The 16,530-nt window shown below is 28.4% G+C and carries 13 protein-coding genes; 5 read left to right on the top strand and 8 right to left on the bottom strand.

The window, feature by feature from the left end:
* The 8 genes from ACY2RS_RS12990 to ACY2RS_RS13025 all read right to left on the bottom strand — a co-directional run bounded on the left by ACY2RS_RS12990 (position 1) and on the right by ACY2RS_RS13025 (position 10,272).
* Positions 1-426, bottom strand: coding sequence for a hypothetical protein (locus tag ACY2RS_RS12990; RefSeq protein WP_490099096.1), 426 nt, complete (start codon positions 424-426; stop codon positions 1-3).
* Entirely contained in the window at positions 423-6,968 is a 6,546-nt protein-coding gene (locus tag ACY2RS_RS12995; protein WP_490099097.1) for a hypothetical protein, read from the bottom strand. The genes ACY2RS_RS12990 and ACY2RS_RS12995 overlap by 4 nt, the downstream gene beginning before the upstream one ends.
* A gap of 357 nt (positions 6,969-7,325) precedes the next feature.
* Complete coding sequence (locus ACY2RS_RS13000) at positions 7,326-7,709, bottom strand: helix-turn-helix domain-containing protein (protein WP_490099098.1); 384 nt, start codon at positions 7,707-7,709, stop codon at positions 7,326-7,328.
* A 2-nt stretch (positions 7,710-7,711) separates the two neighbouring features.
* Complete coding sequence (locus ACY2RS_RS13005; protein ID WP_490099099.1) at positions 7,712-8,635, bottom strand: hypothetical protein; 924 nt, start codon at positions 8,633-8,635, stop codon at positions 7,712-7,714.
* An 18-nt stretch (positions 8,636-8,653) separates the two neighbouring features.
* On the bottom strand, positions 8,654-8,875 hold the full coding sequence (locus ACY2RS_RS13010; protein WP_490099100.1) for a hypothetical protein: 222 nt from the start codon (positions 8,873-8,875) through the stop codon (positions 8,654-8,656).
* A gap of 201 nt (positions 8,876-9,076) precedes the next feature.
* Positions 9,077-9,247, bottom strand: coding sequence for a DUF7222 domain-containing protein (locus ACY2RS_RS13015; protein ID WP_490099124.1), 171 nt, complete (start codon positions 9,245-9,247; stop codon positions 9,077-9,079).
* Between the two features lie 176 nt (positions 9,248-9,423).
* A complete protein-coding gene (locus ACY2RS_RS13020; RefSeq protein ID WP_490099101.1) occupies positions 9,424-9,966 on the bottom strand; it encodes a JAB domain-containing protein in 543 nt (180 codons plus the stop codon).
* 36 nt (positions 9,967-10,002) lie between these two features.
* Positions 10,003-10,272 carry a hypothetical protein gene (locus ACY2RS_RS13025; RefSeq protein WP_490099102.1) on the bottom strand — a complete coding sequence of 90 codons (270 nt, stop codon included), beginning with the start codon at positions 10,270-10,272 and terminating at the stop codon, positions 10,003-10,005.
* Between the two features lie 213 nt (positions 10,273-10,485).
* Between ACY2RS_RS13025 and ACY2RS_RS13030 the strand changes: the two genes are divergently transcribed.
* From ACY2RS_RS13030 to ACY2RS_RS13050, 5 genes are all read left to right on the top strand, one after another.
* The gene (locus ACY2RS_RS13030) at positions 10,486-10,644 is read left to right on the top strand and encodes a hypothetical protein (protein WP_490099103.1); all 159 of its coding nucleotides are present in this window, start codon (positions 10,486-10,488) and stop codon (positions 10,642-10,644) included.
* Positions 10,645-10,748: 104 nt separating this feature from the next.
* Entirely contained in the window at positions 10,749-12,347 is a 1,599-nt protein-coding gene (locus tag ACY2RS_RS13035) for a recombinase family protein (protein WP_490099104.1), read from the top strand.
* Between the two features lie 602 nt (positions 12,348-12,949).
* Positions 12,950-13,375: a hypothetical protein gene (locus tag ACY2RS_RS13040; RefSeq protein ID WP_490099105.1), complete on the top strand. Its 426-nt coding sequence runs from the start codon at positions 12,950-12,952 to the stop codon at positions 13,373-13,375.
* Between the two features lie 31 nt (positions 13,376-13,406).
* A complete protein-coding gene (locus tag ACY2RS_RS13045) occupies positions 13,407-14,852 on the top strand; it encodes a hypothetical protein (RefSeq protein WP_490099106.1) in 1,446 nt (481 codons plus the stop codon).
* Between the two features lie 207 nt (positions 14,853-15,059).
* The gene (locus ACY2RS_RS13050; RefSeq protein WP_490099107.1) at positions 15,060-16,514 is read left to right on the top strand and encodes a hypothetical protein; all 1,455 of its coding nucleotides are present in this window, start codon (positions 15,060-15,062) and stop codon (positions 16,512-16,514) included.
* Positions 16,515-16,530 lie beyond the last annotated feature (16 nt).

Consider the following 16,530-nt stretch of genomic DNA (forward strand, 5'->3'; position numbering starts at 1 on the left):
TTATTTTATTTTTTTTATTAATAAGTTAGCAAAAGATTTTCCTTTTTTTTGAAATTGTTTGTTTTCAACTTCAATTCCCAACGTTTCTATAGGGTGAGAGCTTACAATAAAAATATTCGATTTAGGTATTCCGTATTCTAAGAATTTTTGATAAAAAGTCATACCTAGTTTATCACCCCTTCTTGATGCTAATTCTCTATCAATGACATAAAAATTACATATGTCTTTATATTTATCTATTATGTTATTTATTAATTCAACTTTTTTGTTGTCAACAATATCTTGAAACATTTCTCTTAAAGAAATAAAGTCCCATTCATCGTCTTCTTCATCCGGGTAAGTTTTAAATCCTTTTTCAAGAAATTCAATTTCTAAGTTTTCGAAATGTCTTTCGTTATCTTCTAGTATTAGTACATTTTTTTTCATTGAACTGGCAGTTTAAGTAGTGAAATAAATTTATCAGAGAAATCAAAAAATCTTATTTGAAGGTTTTCATCGTTTTCTTTATTTATGTTTTCAATTATTTCGTGGCATATTCTTAACCCTTTTCCTTCTTTTCTTTTTGGTCGATTATCTCTCTTATCGTTAGCAAAACTTATTAAAATTTCTTCTTCATTTTTTGAAAGCTTTGCTATAACTCTAACCTTACCTTTTTTTCCATTTGTATAAAATTTAATATTAACTATTATTTGAGGAATAATGATGTCATTAACCATATCAAACATTTTTATTCTTTTATCTATGGCATCAAAATTTTGAAGGGTATAGTTTTTATTTATTTTAAATCTTACTTCTCCAATTGAAGATTCAAATATGAAACCTATAGCATTTTTAATACTATTGATTTCTAACATCTCATAATCAAAATAACTAAATTCATTTAGAATTTGAAGTTGAGACTGTATTGAATTAAGCGATATATCAATTTCTTTATAGGTGTTGTTATTAGTTACTGTTTCTTCACATTGGCTATAAAGCTTAAGACTATTTTCTTCAATAATACCAAAAAATTTAGATAAATAGTGAGTAAAATCATTTACGACTTTAAGTTGAGCTTTGTTCTCTAGTAGCTCCAGAAAAGTAGTTCCATTTGTTTTCTTTTTTAAGAAATCACTAAAATCCTGTCTTAATGCTAATAATAATCTTAGTTTTTTTTCATTGACTCTTTTGGCTTCATTAAGGTAAACTGTTAATACTGCTTGAGTATTTAGGCTCATAGCTTCTGATTTTTCTATATCTGTTGAAAATCGAGAAATTCTAATGATTAAAATAGATTTGTTGTTATCGAGAGCTTTGAATTGACTATTGCCTTTTATTTCTTCTTCACTAATTTTTATTTCTTTTCTGCAAACTAATTCTCCATATTCATTTTTTAATATTTCAAGATTAGAGATAACTTTCCCGTTAACAACATTATCATTTTCTAAAATTAAATTATTAATGTTCTTTACATCTTCAGATTTAAATTTTCCTTCACCCATAAACGATGTTAAAGAATCTGTAGAATGAACAATATCTATAGTATTTCGATTTTGTTTTAATGAGAATGTATGTAAATCTTCAAGACTATATCTTTCAATGTTTTTATAATTTACAGTTAAAAATATATCCTCAACTATGTCATTACTATTGCCGTTTATTATTCCCTTAATCTTATTTAAAATTTTACTAATGGTATCTTCTATTTTATCTTCAGGGTTAATGCCCTTATTAATAAAACCTTTTAATTGTAGAAATTGATTTAAGCTATCCTTCTTACTTACATTTGGCATTATAATGCTATTTTTTGTAGTGCAGGATTGAAGGTCATAAAGTTGCTTTAGTTTTAAATTATCCTTTTGGAATTTTATGAAGTCAAAATTCTCAATAGAGGCTGGTTCAATATTCTTTATTAAGTCCTTTGAGTATTTATTTATTATTTCCGTGTTCTCAAGTGTTAATAGTCTAAGCAAATGATTGTATGTTCCGTTTTTATTAGAATCATCGTTGTGCAGTTTTAATGCATCTAGTATTTCATCTAGTTTAACAGACTTTGTTTCGTGCAAATAGACAACCTCTTGTATTAAGGCTACAATATGATAAATGAATCTTTTTGAAGTAGAAAGCTTATATCTTTTCTTTGAAAGAAGTGTGTCAAATTCATTAATAAAATTACCATAAGTCTCCTTGTCCTTTTCATTAACTATTGCGTAAATGGGTTTGCCTGTATCTTTATCAAAACCTATAGCATTGGATATTAGCGGTTCATTATATTTTCTATATTCAGAGACTAATGTTTTATGATAATCTTTAAGTTCTTTTTCATCTTCGTTCAGAGTTAATAATTTACCTTCAAATTCTATTTCTTTGAAAAGATAATCCTTTAAACAATTTTGAGTGAAATCATATAAAGTTATTTTTATTAAAGGATTATTTAAGTAATCTTCATTTGAAATGATTTTCTCTAGTTCAATTTTAAATTCATAATTTAATTCTTGACAATCAAAAATTATGTCATTTGGAACTTCTTTTAATCGAGTAATTATTACATCTAATTTGGATAAAAAAGCAGAATGAAAAACAAAATTACTTTTAAGTTTCACAGATTTTTTTAATAAAAATTTCAAATCCTGATATAAACTAAATTGCCTTCTCTCTTTTAATAAGTAAATATCAATAATATTATCTTGATTAATTAACTCATCAATCTCTGTAAGGGTCTCTTTTAATTTAATTAGAATCCACTGGAAAGCTGTTTCTCTAATTTCTTTGTAATAAATTAAGGGTGTACTACAAATAACTTTAAGAATTACAAACTCAATATTTTCAGAATTTTCATCTATAATTCTTCTATGTTTTCTGTCATCCCTTAAACGCGCTTTAATAGCTTCCTTTAATTTTTCAGTAGAAATTTTAATTTGCTCTTCCTTTTCCTCAATGGTAAAATCGAAATCAATTTTCGGAAAGTAATTTTGAAGTCTCTTTAAAAACTTTTTGTTTTGTTCTTTTTTCTCTTTTTCATAACGTTCACGACTTACATTATCAAGAGTTTCAAATTCAAAGTCATATTGGAATTCTGCATAGATAGCATCTAAAACTAATAATTGGTATAGTTTTTTATTTCTTCTTTTGTTATCTCGTTTTAAATTTAATGAGTAATCTTTAATTTTATATGAAGGAGATTTTTGAAGATTATTTCTTTTTAAATTTTTACGTTTTTTATAAAAGCCTTCTCTTACTGCATCAAGTGATGAGTTTTTATGTAAAAAGTCATATTTCTCTCTTTCTATATCAATAGGGAAGTCTGTATTTGCTTCTTCTATGGTAGGGTTATGAATTTTGTCGTAATAGATTAATCTATTTTTTGTTTCTTTTAGTGGCTCATTGTTTTTAAAGGATTTTAACTTTAATAACAAGTTTTCTTCATCAGAGAATGACATTCTGTTAATGAGTGATATACAATAATCAATACCTTCTCCAGTAGCATTTTTATTTCTTATATATTTAAGTATATAGTTAGTTTCAAGAAAAGAATTGGCAGTAGAAAGAACATCATCTATATAAATAACTGTATCCGCCTTATGAAGCCCGTCAGCATATAATGTTTCTGAATTTTCTATATAATCCTCTTTTAATGATATAATTATACAATTTGCAGTATAATCAAATAAGTGTTCATTGATTAAATCTAAAAAATTTGACCGTGAGCCAGAATTTGGGGTAACAAGAACTACTTTCTTATCAATAAAGTCGCTTTTCAATTTTGATATAAAAATCTTTTTTAATTCTTTTATCCAAGCAACAATATTTTTGTAGTTGTATTTTATAATTTTACCTGTTCGATTGTAATATAAATATTGATTGTTTTTATTTTTTAAGTTCCCATACAACAAAGAACCTTCTAGAAATAGCTTGTCATAAAACCGTTCGCCTAATAGATGATTAAATGGCTTTGTTTTAGGAAATCCAAAAATTAGTTGAGGTGTTATTGATGCTGAGCCAGTTTCAATTAAGCATTTTTCTTGGTAAGGATTTTTTGAACTGTAACAAAGATTGCAATTCTCAGCTTTATGCCACTGTGTATACACAGGGACTAAGTATTTTTGCCATTTTTCATCAGTTTTTCCAGTACTTTTTATATTTTCAGTATTATACCTGTTTACTGAAATTTTCTTTTCTTTTAAATTAGCTTTTTTCCAATTAGATTGATAATATATACTAGGTTTTGAGTTTACTTCTTCTAGAAAATTCTTATTGTCATCTAAATAATGCTCTAGGAATTTTTTGTTCTTTTCTCTATGGGCAACTAGAACAATATTATATATTGGATTTTGAATATTTATTTTAAAATTCTCATCAAAAATATGTTCATTATTTTTTTCTGATTTTTTAACAATTTCTACTAGCTGGTCTTCAATTTTAAGTGAGGTGCTAAATGTTGAAGCGATAGGGACAACAATAATAATTTTTTCTTTTAATTTATGTTTCTCCCTAGATAACTTTCCATCTTTATTTATCGTGAAGTGGTTTATGTCTATATTCTGTTCCTTGAATTTATTTTTTATTTTTTTGTGCAAAAAGTTTCTTATTGAACTAACTAAAAAACTAGAATAGTTTTCGTACCCAATCAGTGTAATTGAGTTTTCCTTTGTATTCTCTATTTTTTTAAGTTGGTTATTCCATATGTCAACAGCTATTAAATAGGATAGAGGCGTTGTGAAAAAACTATTCTGAAATAATTTTTTTGCATAGTAGAAATCAGAAATATGAATTTTAGAACCCAGTCTAAAATGAGTGTTTGTGATTTTATAGCCTTTATTATTTGTGTTTTCTGTTTTCTTATCTATTAACAAAGTATTTAATGAGTATTGAATAGATTTTTCAAAAAGCGAAATAGAGTTTTCATTTTCTGTACTTGTTTTAAGTAAGACTTCGAAATAGTGAAGATTTTTTCCATTGTTGAATAATATACTATTGAAATGTTCAGAATCTCTATATGAAATGTCGCTTTTTTGAAATTCAAAAACATCTTCTTTATCGCTAAAGCTATAATGGTGTTTCCATATTTTTGTGTTTAAATAATTAAATTCCGATATGGTCTGTCCTGCTAGTAGATTAGCTCCATATCTGTAATATTCACTATCATTTCCTTGTTCGTCTTTTTTTGTTTTTTTTGAATAGAATAAAATTCTAGATTCATTTTCCCAAATATTGCTTTTATCATTTTTAGTACTGGTGCTGTGAAATAATTTTCTTAAATCAACAATCGATTTAAAAACCGACAATTCAATATCGTAAAGAATAATATTTTCAAACGCAGGCGTTATGGACCAAATAAAACGCAACCAATGACTTGCGTTTTTTATTTGAGAAATATCTTTACAAGAAATAGCAATAACATCCTTATCTCTTTTTAAAGTACTTATTTTATTAAGCTCAGCGAAAAAATATATGAAGTCATCATATTTTGTTTGTTTGAGACCGTTTTGAAAAACTGGGGAATAATGGACTAGATTTTTCTTTTTGTCCTCATAACTTTGTAATGACTTTGTGGTATTATCAAAATAGCAATTATTGTTAAATTCTTCTAGTTCCTTAAAAGTATTCGTATTTGTGCTTTTAGAATGATTATTACTAATATTTTCGTTTTGGACTCTCTCCCAAATTTTTATAGGAATTAAGCAATTATAGTTTGTGCCATAAATGATGAAATCTTTATCGTTTAATATTTTTGTGCTAACACCTTCTGTGTTGTTGTAGAATATTGCTTTTTTTTCACCAGAGGAAGTTTTGATATACCCCTCATATTTGTCTTTAATCAGTCTTGTGAAATACTGTAAACCAATTTTAGTAATTAGTTTGTTTTTTTGAATTGATAAATGATTTACTGTGTTTTCACCAGTTAAGAATAGGTTATGAAAATCAAAACCAGTATCGTCTATTATTTTAATATCATCATCAAAAGATATATTTAAGGTTTCTTTCAGTATAGAGTTAACATTATTACTGTTATTTTGTTCATTTATATTTAATTCATTTAAAAATCGCTTTTTACATTCTTTAATATTTTGAACGTACTTAGTTTGTATATTTTCAGTTCCTAAATCAATGACATTTATATCTAAAAAAGCATTTTGTGTTTTTAATTCGAGATATTTTTTTTCATCATCAGACTTTATTTTTAATAATCTTTCTTTATCAAAATTTCTTACAGTAATAACGCCTTCATTATATGTTGAATGTTGAATTATATTGAGAGCTAATTCTTTTAAGCCGTTAAGAATTTCGTGTGTAGATTGGATTAAATCAATAATGATTTTTATGTTTTTTTTGCGGTCTTCTGCCTTTTGTAGACCAAAAAAAACATCTTTTTTTCTATCCTTTTTATTTTTATGAATTAGGAGGTATAAAATTGATATTTCTGCAAACGAACAGTTTTTTAACTTTGACATTTTTTCTTTGAAGTCCTTTTTTTGTTGACCTCGTGTTAAGTCATTTATTTCAGAGATTAAATTATCGTAATAATAAGAGTAGAGTTGATTGCTTAAATCTATTTCTTTTGCGAAGAAAGTGTCAAAAGTATTTTCTGTAATATATAGTGCAGGAATGAAATTTCTACTGGCTTCTAGTTTGTTAATTGATATCTCCACTATTTCTCCACCATTTCTATCAGCATATTTACCTTTTACTACGAGATTATCATTTGGTATAAATGAATAATAAAGGTGTTTAATATGAGACATTTGAGATGATAGACTAAAAAACCTATCAGAGTCTATTTCATCTAAAAAGTTGAATTCTACTTTTAGTCCTTCAATGTTTTTAAAAAGTAGTATTAAATATGAGTAGAATACTGGGTCAATTTCTCCATAATGAGTTTCATTATCACTTTTAGAAAATTTTATTTGAAGACTTTTTTGTGCTATTAATTTGTCAATATTACCTAATAAGTCGTTAATTTCTTTATACCCAATATTTGTTACATTCATATAATCTGTAAGTAATGTTTATTTTGCCACAAGCAATTTAAAGATTATCTACTTAAAATTAGTGAGTTATGTTAAATTTTGTTTTTTGTGGGTTTCCAAAGGGTCGCCCTTTGGCAAGGAAGCCAAATTTTCAATCTATACTGATTGTATATAGATTTGGCGTACTTGCTTTTGCTCTGCAAGAGCAATCTTTTTTGAGTTCTTTGTGTCTTTGAGGTGAGGCAGAAAAGAGAGAAAAGATACATTTCGCAAAATCTATATAGGCTAAACTCTTTTTTAATATTCTTGAATGCAAAGAATTGAAATGAAAGAATTTTAGGAATGTGTTTTATCCAATTAAGAATTTTTTGTTATTAATTAGTCTTCTTCAACAGCCTTTTTATATTTAACTGATTGTTCAAATCTATTCGCCGAACTTTCGGACATATCATTGTCTATATATAAAATTTTAGCAATACTGTCCATAAAAGGCTTAATTTCTCTAATTAACTTTCTTTTTCTTTCATCTTCAACAGCATCTTCCCTTAAAGCTTTAAATATAAAAACATCTATTGGTACACCGATATTAGAACAGACCTTAGTTAAAGTGTCTATAGTTATTTTTCTTTTTTTATTAATTAAATCTGAATAGAAAGAGGGAGAGATTTTACATAATTCTGCAAATTCTTTTTTCTTTAGTTTCTTTTCAAATCTAATAGATTCAAGCGTTTCTGATATGTTCAATTTTTTATTGCTATCCATCTCTAGTAATTTAAGAGTATATAAGTAGAATTACTTTTACACTTTTGTCTATAAAATGCAAGGTTAAAAAGGTTCGTTTTATTAAGATTTTCGATTAACTTGTTAAGAGAGTGTACTATTTTACTTTGTATACTCTGAAATTTTCCGATTCTTTTGTAAAAAGGAATATTTTGTAATACTAACGAGTTATCAAGATGTTTTTCTTTTAAAAAGCTATTTGCGATACCATCTAGATAAGAGTTTTCTTTATGATATATATCATTATTCTCTGGATTAGGACAACCGTTAAAAATAGATTTTGAGTAAAAACAGCCATCACCGTCAGTATCAGGACAACCATTAAGTTTTTTGAGATTAATTATTTCTATAAATATATCTTCTTTATAACGTATACTATCATTTTTTGTATTAGGACAACTGTTAAAAACAGATTTTGAGTAAGAACATCCATCATTGTCAGAATTAGGACAATCATTAAGTTCTTTGAGATTAATTATTTCTATAGATACACCTTCTTTATAACATATGTTATCATTCTTTGTATTAGGACAACTGTTAAATAAATCAGAAGTTTTATAATATGATAATACTCTACTCGACTTGTTAAAGATATCTTCTCTAGATAATGCTTTTTTCATAGAAATTATAAAAGTAGATTTTCCAATATCAATATGACTTATGATGCCGATACTAAGGATGTTTCTTTTTTTCTTATTTCTTTCATCACTTTCTACAATTATCGGGATAGTTTCAGTATTATTTGTTCTTCTGTAAAAATCGATTGTTCTGTAGGGTGTTTTTTCTAAAAAAGTCACTTTATGACATAAAGTCTTTTCAGATTTGTTTTCGGTAGTTATGGCGTCAAATCCATTTATAACCTTAAACCTTTGCCCTGGAGTAATCGGTTTTAATTTTCTTATTGACATTTTATGTGATTTTAAATGTTATAAAAACTCATCATTAAATCTTTGAGTGATATTAAGAAATATTTTTTGTGCGATTTCAATATCAACTTGAGCTGATTTTATGTAGGTAATATTATGTTCAATATAAATTTTCAAATTCTTTATTGTAATGGAGGCATAACTATAATTCTCATCTATATATTTATCCAAAATCTTTGCGATTTCAGACAAATCTTTAATAACTTTATTAATACCATCCATTTAAATTAATTTTATTTAAGCTGAATTAAGTACTCAATATATTAAAAAAATTATTAAGTTGCGAATTTTTATATAAATTAATTGTACTTCCATAATTTCCTTGCTGTCTCTTCAAAGGCAAATCAAGCAAGCTAATTGATTATTTAACTGATGTTCAATTTTCATTGATTGACCTATAGATTCTTCATATTCAGTTTTAGGCTAGATGATATCTTCATAATATTTATAAAAGAATTTTTCTGTATCACGGTAATAAATTAATGAACTAACCATTCCTGAAATACAACCGTGTTGTAATAGGTCTTTTAAAAAGCAGATAATGTTTTCTTCTGAATCAATGTCTAAAGTTTTAATAGCAACTTCTTTTTCTATTGAATTTTAATGAGATTAAAAATTAAATATGCCCTTTCTTAATAAAGTCATAGACCAAACTGGCAAGGAAGAACTCGTAGCGGTAAATCCTTGACTAGTTTGAGTCGGCTTCATATTTTTGTAGATTTTTATTTTTTTAATCTCTTTTGGTAATGAATAAATGCAATTAAGTTTCATTATAGTTCTTCATTGTCTGCAAATGAATAGTAGTCATCTTTCGTTAAAATGATATGGTCGAGAAGTTTGATATCTACTAATTGGGAAGCTTGCTGAATTTTTCGAGTAAGAATTTTATCGGCTTGTGACGGATTTGTGTTGGAACTAGGGTGATTATGGCAAGCAATCATAGCTATTGCTCCACATTGTAATGCTCCTATTAAAATTAATCGAATATCTACTACAGTTCCCGTAATACTGCCTTGACTATGCGGGTATAACCCAATTACTTGGTTGTAGTTGTTTAAATACAGAATTTTAAATTGTTCTTGTAGTTCCAATGTGTCATTATTCCAAAATGCTCTAAGGATTTCTGATGCTTGATAGCTATTAAGTATTTTAATACGGTCATCGGTAGCAACTTCTTTATTGTATTGGATTTTGATTTCTGCAAGCGGGATTTGTTCTAAAACTCTGGCTCTGAATTCAGTTTGCAGTTCTACTTTAGTAGGTTCAAAAGGCTTATGAAGATAATCTAGTGATGATTGTTTGGGTGTATTCATTTAAAAAAGGTTAAAAAGTAAAGATGTATTGAGAGTTTATAATTCCCCTCTTATTTTGGCTTCTAAATATTCTCTGTATTTCATACCTTCAATCCTTTCGTGTTTTAATATATCAGCCCGAATACTGTATAATTCATTTATATTCCCAACTATGCAAAATGGATTGTTTGTGTGTTCTTCGCAAATGAACTTGACCATAATATGATTATGACGAAGTTCTCTTAAATCAATTTTTGCACCTTTTCCAATGTCGAGTTGATGGAATTGAGAAATTAGACGGCTACGTACCTTGATAATGTGTTCCATATTAAAAATGGTTAGGAAATAGAAAAAAGCCCTTTCGCAAAAAAGGACTTTTCAGTACAAGATATTTAACACAAAACAGCTTAATTTCCTGAGAAATTAGCTTGTAAAAACACACTTTTATGTAGCATTAATAATGGCTCAAAATAAGTTATGCACATTGCTATTCAGTATGGTATAACGGTTCTCCATTATTCTATTTACTAGCCTCTTATAATGACAAAATGGAAATCAAAAGACATTACCGACTTTCAAAAGCTCTATCTCAAGCATTATGGAGTAAAAATCAATCGAGACGAAGCTGATATCAAAATAACAGCTCTGGTAGGTCTTATTTCTTTAGCTATAGAGGTAGAAAATTCACAAAAAAAATAACCCTAATGGGAACATATCAGAACTAAATGGTTATTGATATTATTTTCAATCTCCTTTATCGTATTTGAACTTCTTTCATCATCTCTATTTTTTTACGCAAATCAATGAATTGCTTTATTTATCTCCGAAAATCAACCGAAGACAAAAACCGCCAGGTACAATCTATAGATGACCAAAAAAAGATAATGTACGAAATAGCTCGTACTCGTGGGTTAAATATTATAGAAATATTTATTGATGAAAAGTCAGCAGGAAAACCATATCAACGTCCTGCTTTCCAAAAAATGATGGAAAGGATTCATTCAAACGAAGCACAAATAATTCTTAGCTGGAAAATAGATAGGTTGTCCCGTAACCCAGTAGAAAATGGGCAAATTTCTTGGATGCTCCAAAATAATATTATTAAAGAAATAATCACTGCAGAAAGAAGTTATTTGCCACAAGACAATGTCCTATTATATATGGTAGAAAGTGCTATGGCAAATCAATTTATTAGAGATTTAAGCACTAATGTAAAACGTGGAATGAGTAGTCTTGTTGAAAAAGGAATATACCCAAGTAAAGCACCTTTAGGCTATCTTAATTATGGAACTAAAAAAGACGGAAAAAGTATTATTCCTGACCCTCAATATTTTTCTATAGTAAAAAAGTTATGGGAACTTTTATTAAGTGAGCAATATACGTTATCCGAAGTCTATAGAATTATGAAAAAAGAGTACCCTCTTTATAGAAAAGCGAAAATATTGTCGTTTTCCTGTTTTCATAAATTATTTCATAACCCGTTTTATTGTGGTCTTTTCAGGTGGGCAGATAAATTACACTTGGGAATTCACGAAAAGATGATTACTCAAAATGAATTTGAACGTGTACAAAATGTAATGCACAGAAAAAATAAAATCCGTCGGCGTAATTTAGAGTTTGAATACAAAGGTGTATTCAAGTGTGGATTTTGTGATGCTCAAATAACAGCAGAAAGAAAAACAAAATTTATTATCAAAACACAACAGAAAAAGTCTTTTGACTATTATCGTTGTGTTCACCGTAAACGAGATATTAACTGCAAGGAAAAACCACTTTCCAAAAGTTTAATAGAATCACAACTGAAAACAGAGATTGAACGGATTTCTTTACCAAATGAAGTGTTTGACTTTGGTATTGAGAGAATAAGTGAGCAAAAGGGAAGTAAAACACATTTACAGGTAACAACTTCATTTAACTTAAAAAGGCAAATTCAAACCTTAACAAGACAAAAAAATCAGATTGAAAATAATTTAGTGATAGAAATAGATTCAGAAATTCGTTCAATAATGAAGCGAAAGTATGAAGAACTAAAAATTAATATTCAGCGACTTAATGAAAACTACGATACGTTACAGGAAGAAATCGCTAATTATCATTTGAATATTATTGAAGCATTGAAGGTTATAAAAAATGCAAAAGAAGTTTTAGAATCTGGAACAAGGGAACAGAAAAAAAGCATACTCCTTTATTTAGGTTCGAACTGGGAAATAAAGGATAAAAAGATAGATTATAAGCCACATTTCGTTATTGAAGCTGTGCTTAAAACTAGAAAATTTATTCGCCTTAAAAAAGGCTTGTCCGAACCGACTATTGCCCTCTTTACTAAAGGGGAAACCCTTAGTAGTAAAGAGATTAGTTTTGTTTGGTATACCCTATGGGAGTTTATCAGGAACTGTAACTAATAAAAAACATTCTTTAAAAAAACGTTTATTGTTGATTAACAAGCTCAAACTCTTTTGTTAGACCATTTATTTTCTCTCTTGTATCTATATGGTTTCCATATAGATAATTGTAATTAGGTATAGTTCTAGTATTACTGCCATTGATTGACTGGTGCATTGAATATGTAAGCTGTGTATCGTAACGTAATAGCTCAATAATTTTTCCAGTTTTTAGGTGTTTTAGCCGAGAGCCTATTTTGAAAGGAGGTGTTTTTATATGTTGAGATTTGAAGAATTATTTATATCGAAATTCTGATATTCCTTAAAGCTATTAAATAATTTCTAACTTTGTAGTTCAAAACAAAATTATAAGCCTATTGATATAACATAACCATAACATACATAAGATAGCGTAAGCTAATATTCTTTTCAGATAAAACCGCCAATTTTAAAAGAGCAAAGGAATTATTAAGACTACGCGCCTGAATGGGCGTGTCCTCTTGTTGGTTTCAATTTGCTCGTGGTACTTGGCGGTACCGTTCTGTGATTGTTTATACTGGCTTGAGGTTCACGCTTTCTTTTTTCAAATATGCTTGCTGAACCACAAGTGCATTCTAAGTTAAATGAAACGAGAACAATTCAGAACAAACCGCCAAACTTTCCAAACATTATTTCTTGCCACACTACTAATCTCACTACAAAGTTGTGCGCAGAAAAATGAGACGAAACAAGAAGAACAAACTACTAAAGAAAAAAGCATTGATTATTCGATAGCGAGTAATATTATTGACCCCGATACTTTGAAACAAGGGAGCGACCAGAGGAATATATTTTATCATCCGTATTTTCTGAAATTATCCCACGAACAGGCAAAGAATTTAGAGCCTCAAAAGGTTAAAGAAGAATTTGCGAAATTGGGTATTACAATTGAGGAAAATAAGAGATTTGGAATAGCATATGTTTTTTTTGACACCTCTATAGTTAATCATAAGAAGTCTTGCCAAAATTGGCAATACTTTAAGGACTTAGCCCCAAAAACTCAACATTGAAATCCTTAGGGATTTCTGCTATAATGTTGTGATGCCCGAAAAATTATTTTCAACTCTGCAAAACAAAGCTGTCTCTAACGAGACAGCTCATTCTCTTGGAGAGAATAAGGATTCACTCTCTTTGGAACACCTTAGTTATAGTGCAAAACTAAGAAGTAATAAACTGAAATTGAATCAGCAAAAAGATGAATTAGACCATAAAAAAGCAGATATAGATTTGGACGATGCAATTTCTTCGTTAGAGATTTCTGACGAAAAAGAATTAAGTGTTTTTTTAGAAAGGAATTATCCGAATAACTCAAGGGCTAAGATTATTGCTGAGAAGTATTTTAACTTACAATTAGAGTTAGGGAGAAATCCAACAAATTCAGAACTGAAGAGTAAGGTTAATACAGAAACTATAGAGGAAAGTAATCTTTCAAATGAAGATAAAATAAAAAATTACAAAGCTCAACTGACTGAACAAGGCAAATCAAAGACAGAAATTTTACAGTTGTTAATTAGTAAGTTTGAAGGAAATGAAGCAGTTGCAAAGTGGATAGAGAACTGGCGAAATTTTATTCAGTTGCACGATTTTGCAAAAAGTAAATCACCCCGAGAGCAAAAATTGATAGGCAAAATTATTGCCAAAGCTGACTTTTTAGATGAAAACGCTTTTACAACGTCACTTACTGAAATTGCTAATAGTTCTGAAATTTCATCTACTACCAAATTAGAATTGTCGCGGGAATTTGGCGCAGATGTTTTTACGGTTGATGCAATGGATTTTCAGCTTAAAGAAATTAAAGCGCATAGTAAGGTAATCAAAAAGGAACTAAAAACGAAATCACTCGAACGTGAAAAGTTAGGTGGTGATATTAAAGCGTTAGAAAATGAATTAAAGTCGTTACCGCTTGATAGTCCAAAACGACAGGAGTTGGAAGCAATAATTCAGCAGAAAAAAGAGGTTATGCAAGATACTGAAACAATTATTGAAGATTTAAAAGAAGCGCAACCCGACAATATTTCGTTCCAATTACGTGAGGGATTTAATGCTGTGCAAAATCCCGATGGTAGTCGAAGTATTAAAATTACTGAAAGTGATTTCACTATACGATTGCCGAGCAATGTACTTCCGTTTACAGATACTAAAAACCTTAGAGCAATTAATGTGGCGTTTCCGTTTGCTATTCTCAAAGAGCAAAATTTCGCAGAATTTTTGTTCCGTCCTAACCTAGAAAATGGAGTTGTGCCTTCTAAATCTCAACGGGATTTAGGGCATTTAATCCTCTCGTCTTTGGGGTATGATGATACAAAGATTTTGAGTAAAATGGATACACAACAACTTCGTAGAGATTTATCGCATTTAGTGCCTCAAAATGGTAGAACTAACCAAGAGTATTTAATTGATTTAGGTGTTTTTGATGTTGCTTCTCAATCTTTAAACAAGGATAGATTGGATGAAGTATTAAAAACTGTTCGAAAGAAAAAGGAATGAATAAACAAATGTTATTTAGTGAATTAACTTTTTAAATTCTCAATCATCTTCAAAACTATAATAATTGTTTTGAGTAATTATTTTCACTTATTTAATTTGAACTATAGAAGTAAATGATTTGATAATTGGTAATATACCCGATATTGGGTATGTTTTATACCTTAGTATTTCATATTTTTATGTCATAAACTACTAATAGTCAAAACAATGAATTTTAAATGGATATTATTTGGAGTAACATTATTATTATGCGTTCCAGTCTCAGCTCAATTTGGTAGAGATGAAATTAAGAAAAGTAAAACTGTAAAAGACGAAATCACTTTAGGAGTTAAGGATGAAAACAATTTAGATTTATATATTGATACTTCCCAAAAAACTGAAAAAACCCTTAATGATAAAGATTACTTTCAAGTAAAATCTAATGAATTTAGAGTATATGCTATTTTTGAGAATCCTCTCCAATATATTTATAGGACATCTCAAAAGGAACTTGATGATGAATTATTTATAGCATCTAGGGAGTTTTTGAATAATGCTGCTAGTTATATCCAACAGGTTCAAGCCGCTTCTGTAAGAGGTAAGCGTGCTAGGCCAGTAATAAATGCTCCTAGCACTGCCACATTAGAACCTAAGTTTGTTGAGATGTTCCTTCTTGTAAAATCTCAAGACAACAGTTTTTTTACTAATAACACTTTATTTTGGAATGCTATGGGTGCTTTAGATTTATCCGAAACCAATGAGAGTGTGGCAGAAAAATATAATGATGCATTTGCGAATTTACAAGGTATAAACAGTATATCTAGTATTACTAGTGTATTGAATTCTAATAAAACTGCTTTAAAGAAAAATCAAGAGTATTTAGATGATTTAGATAAAAGATATGATGACCTGAAAACCCATTTCTCTTTGATTACTTTTACCGCTAGTCAGGTTCATTTAAGTAGTCATATAGATAATGTAATCAAGGAAATAGGTAGTGATATTGAAGCTTTAAAAACTACTAAAAAAGATATAGATTCTAAATATGATAAGATAAAAGAGCTATTTGATACAATTGAAAAAGAAAAACACAAGTTTGGCGAAGATAAATTTCTTATTGCTAAGCCTATTTCAGTAAATAAATCAAAGAGAACAGAACTAACGATAGTTCTTGAGAAAGTTACTTTTAATGATACTGAAAAGTCTATTAAGATTGATAATTCAAAAACTTTTCTTGTAAATATTAGGAAAAAAACAACATTCATTCCAGTCCTAAGTAGCGGTGTTTTATATACCAATGTTTCTTTCCCTCAATTTGGCACTGATACAAATGAAGCAGGAGAAACAATTATATCGCAAACCGAAGATGAAGATAATGAACTTGCAATAGCGGCATATCTTAATTTGTACTTAAACAACTCTTGGGATGTTCCAGCCTTTTTTCAATTTGGAGTTGGGCCCTCAAAAGAGAAACCTTTATTCTTTTTAGGAGGAGGAATTGAATTAGCTCCTAAATTTACTTTATCAACTGGAGCTGTATTTACTTGGTATCCAAAACTAAATGACCTGAGTGTTGGCGATGTCGTAGGTGGTTCTTCTATAATTAATGATGATATTAGTTTTGAATTCAACACAAAACCAAGATTTTATTTTGGTTTAAGTATCGATATCACGAATAAGTAATTTTAAAAATATAGTT

This window comes from Patiriisocius sp. 208BN25-11 (assembly GCF_058147145.1).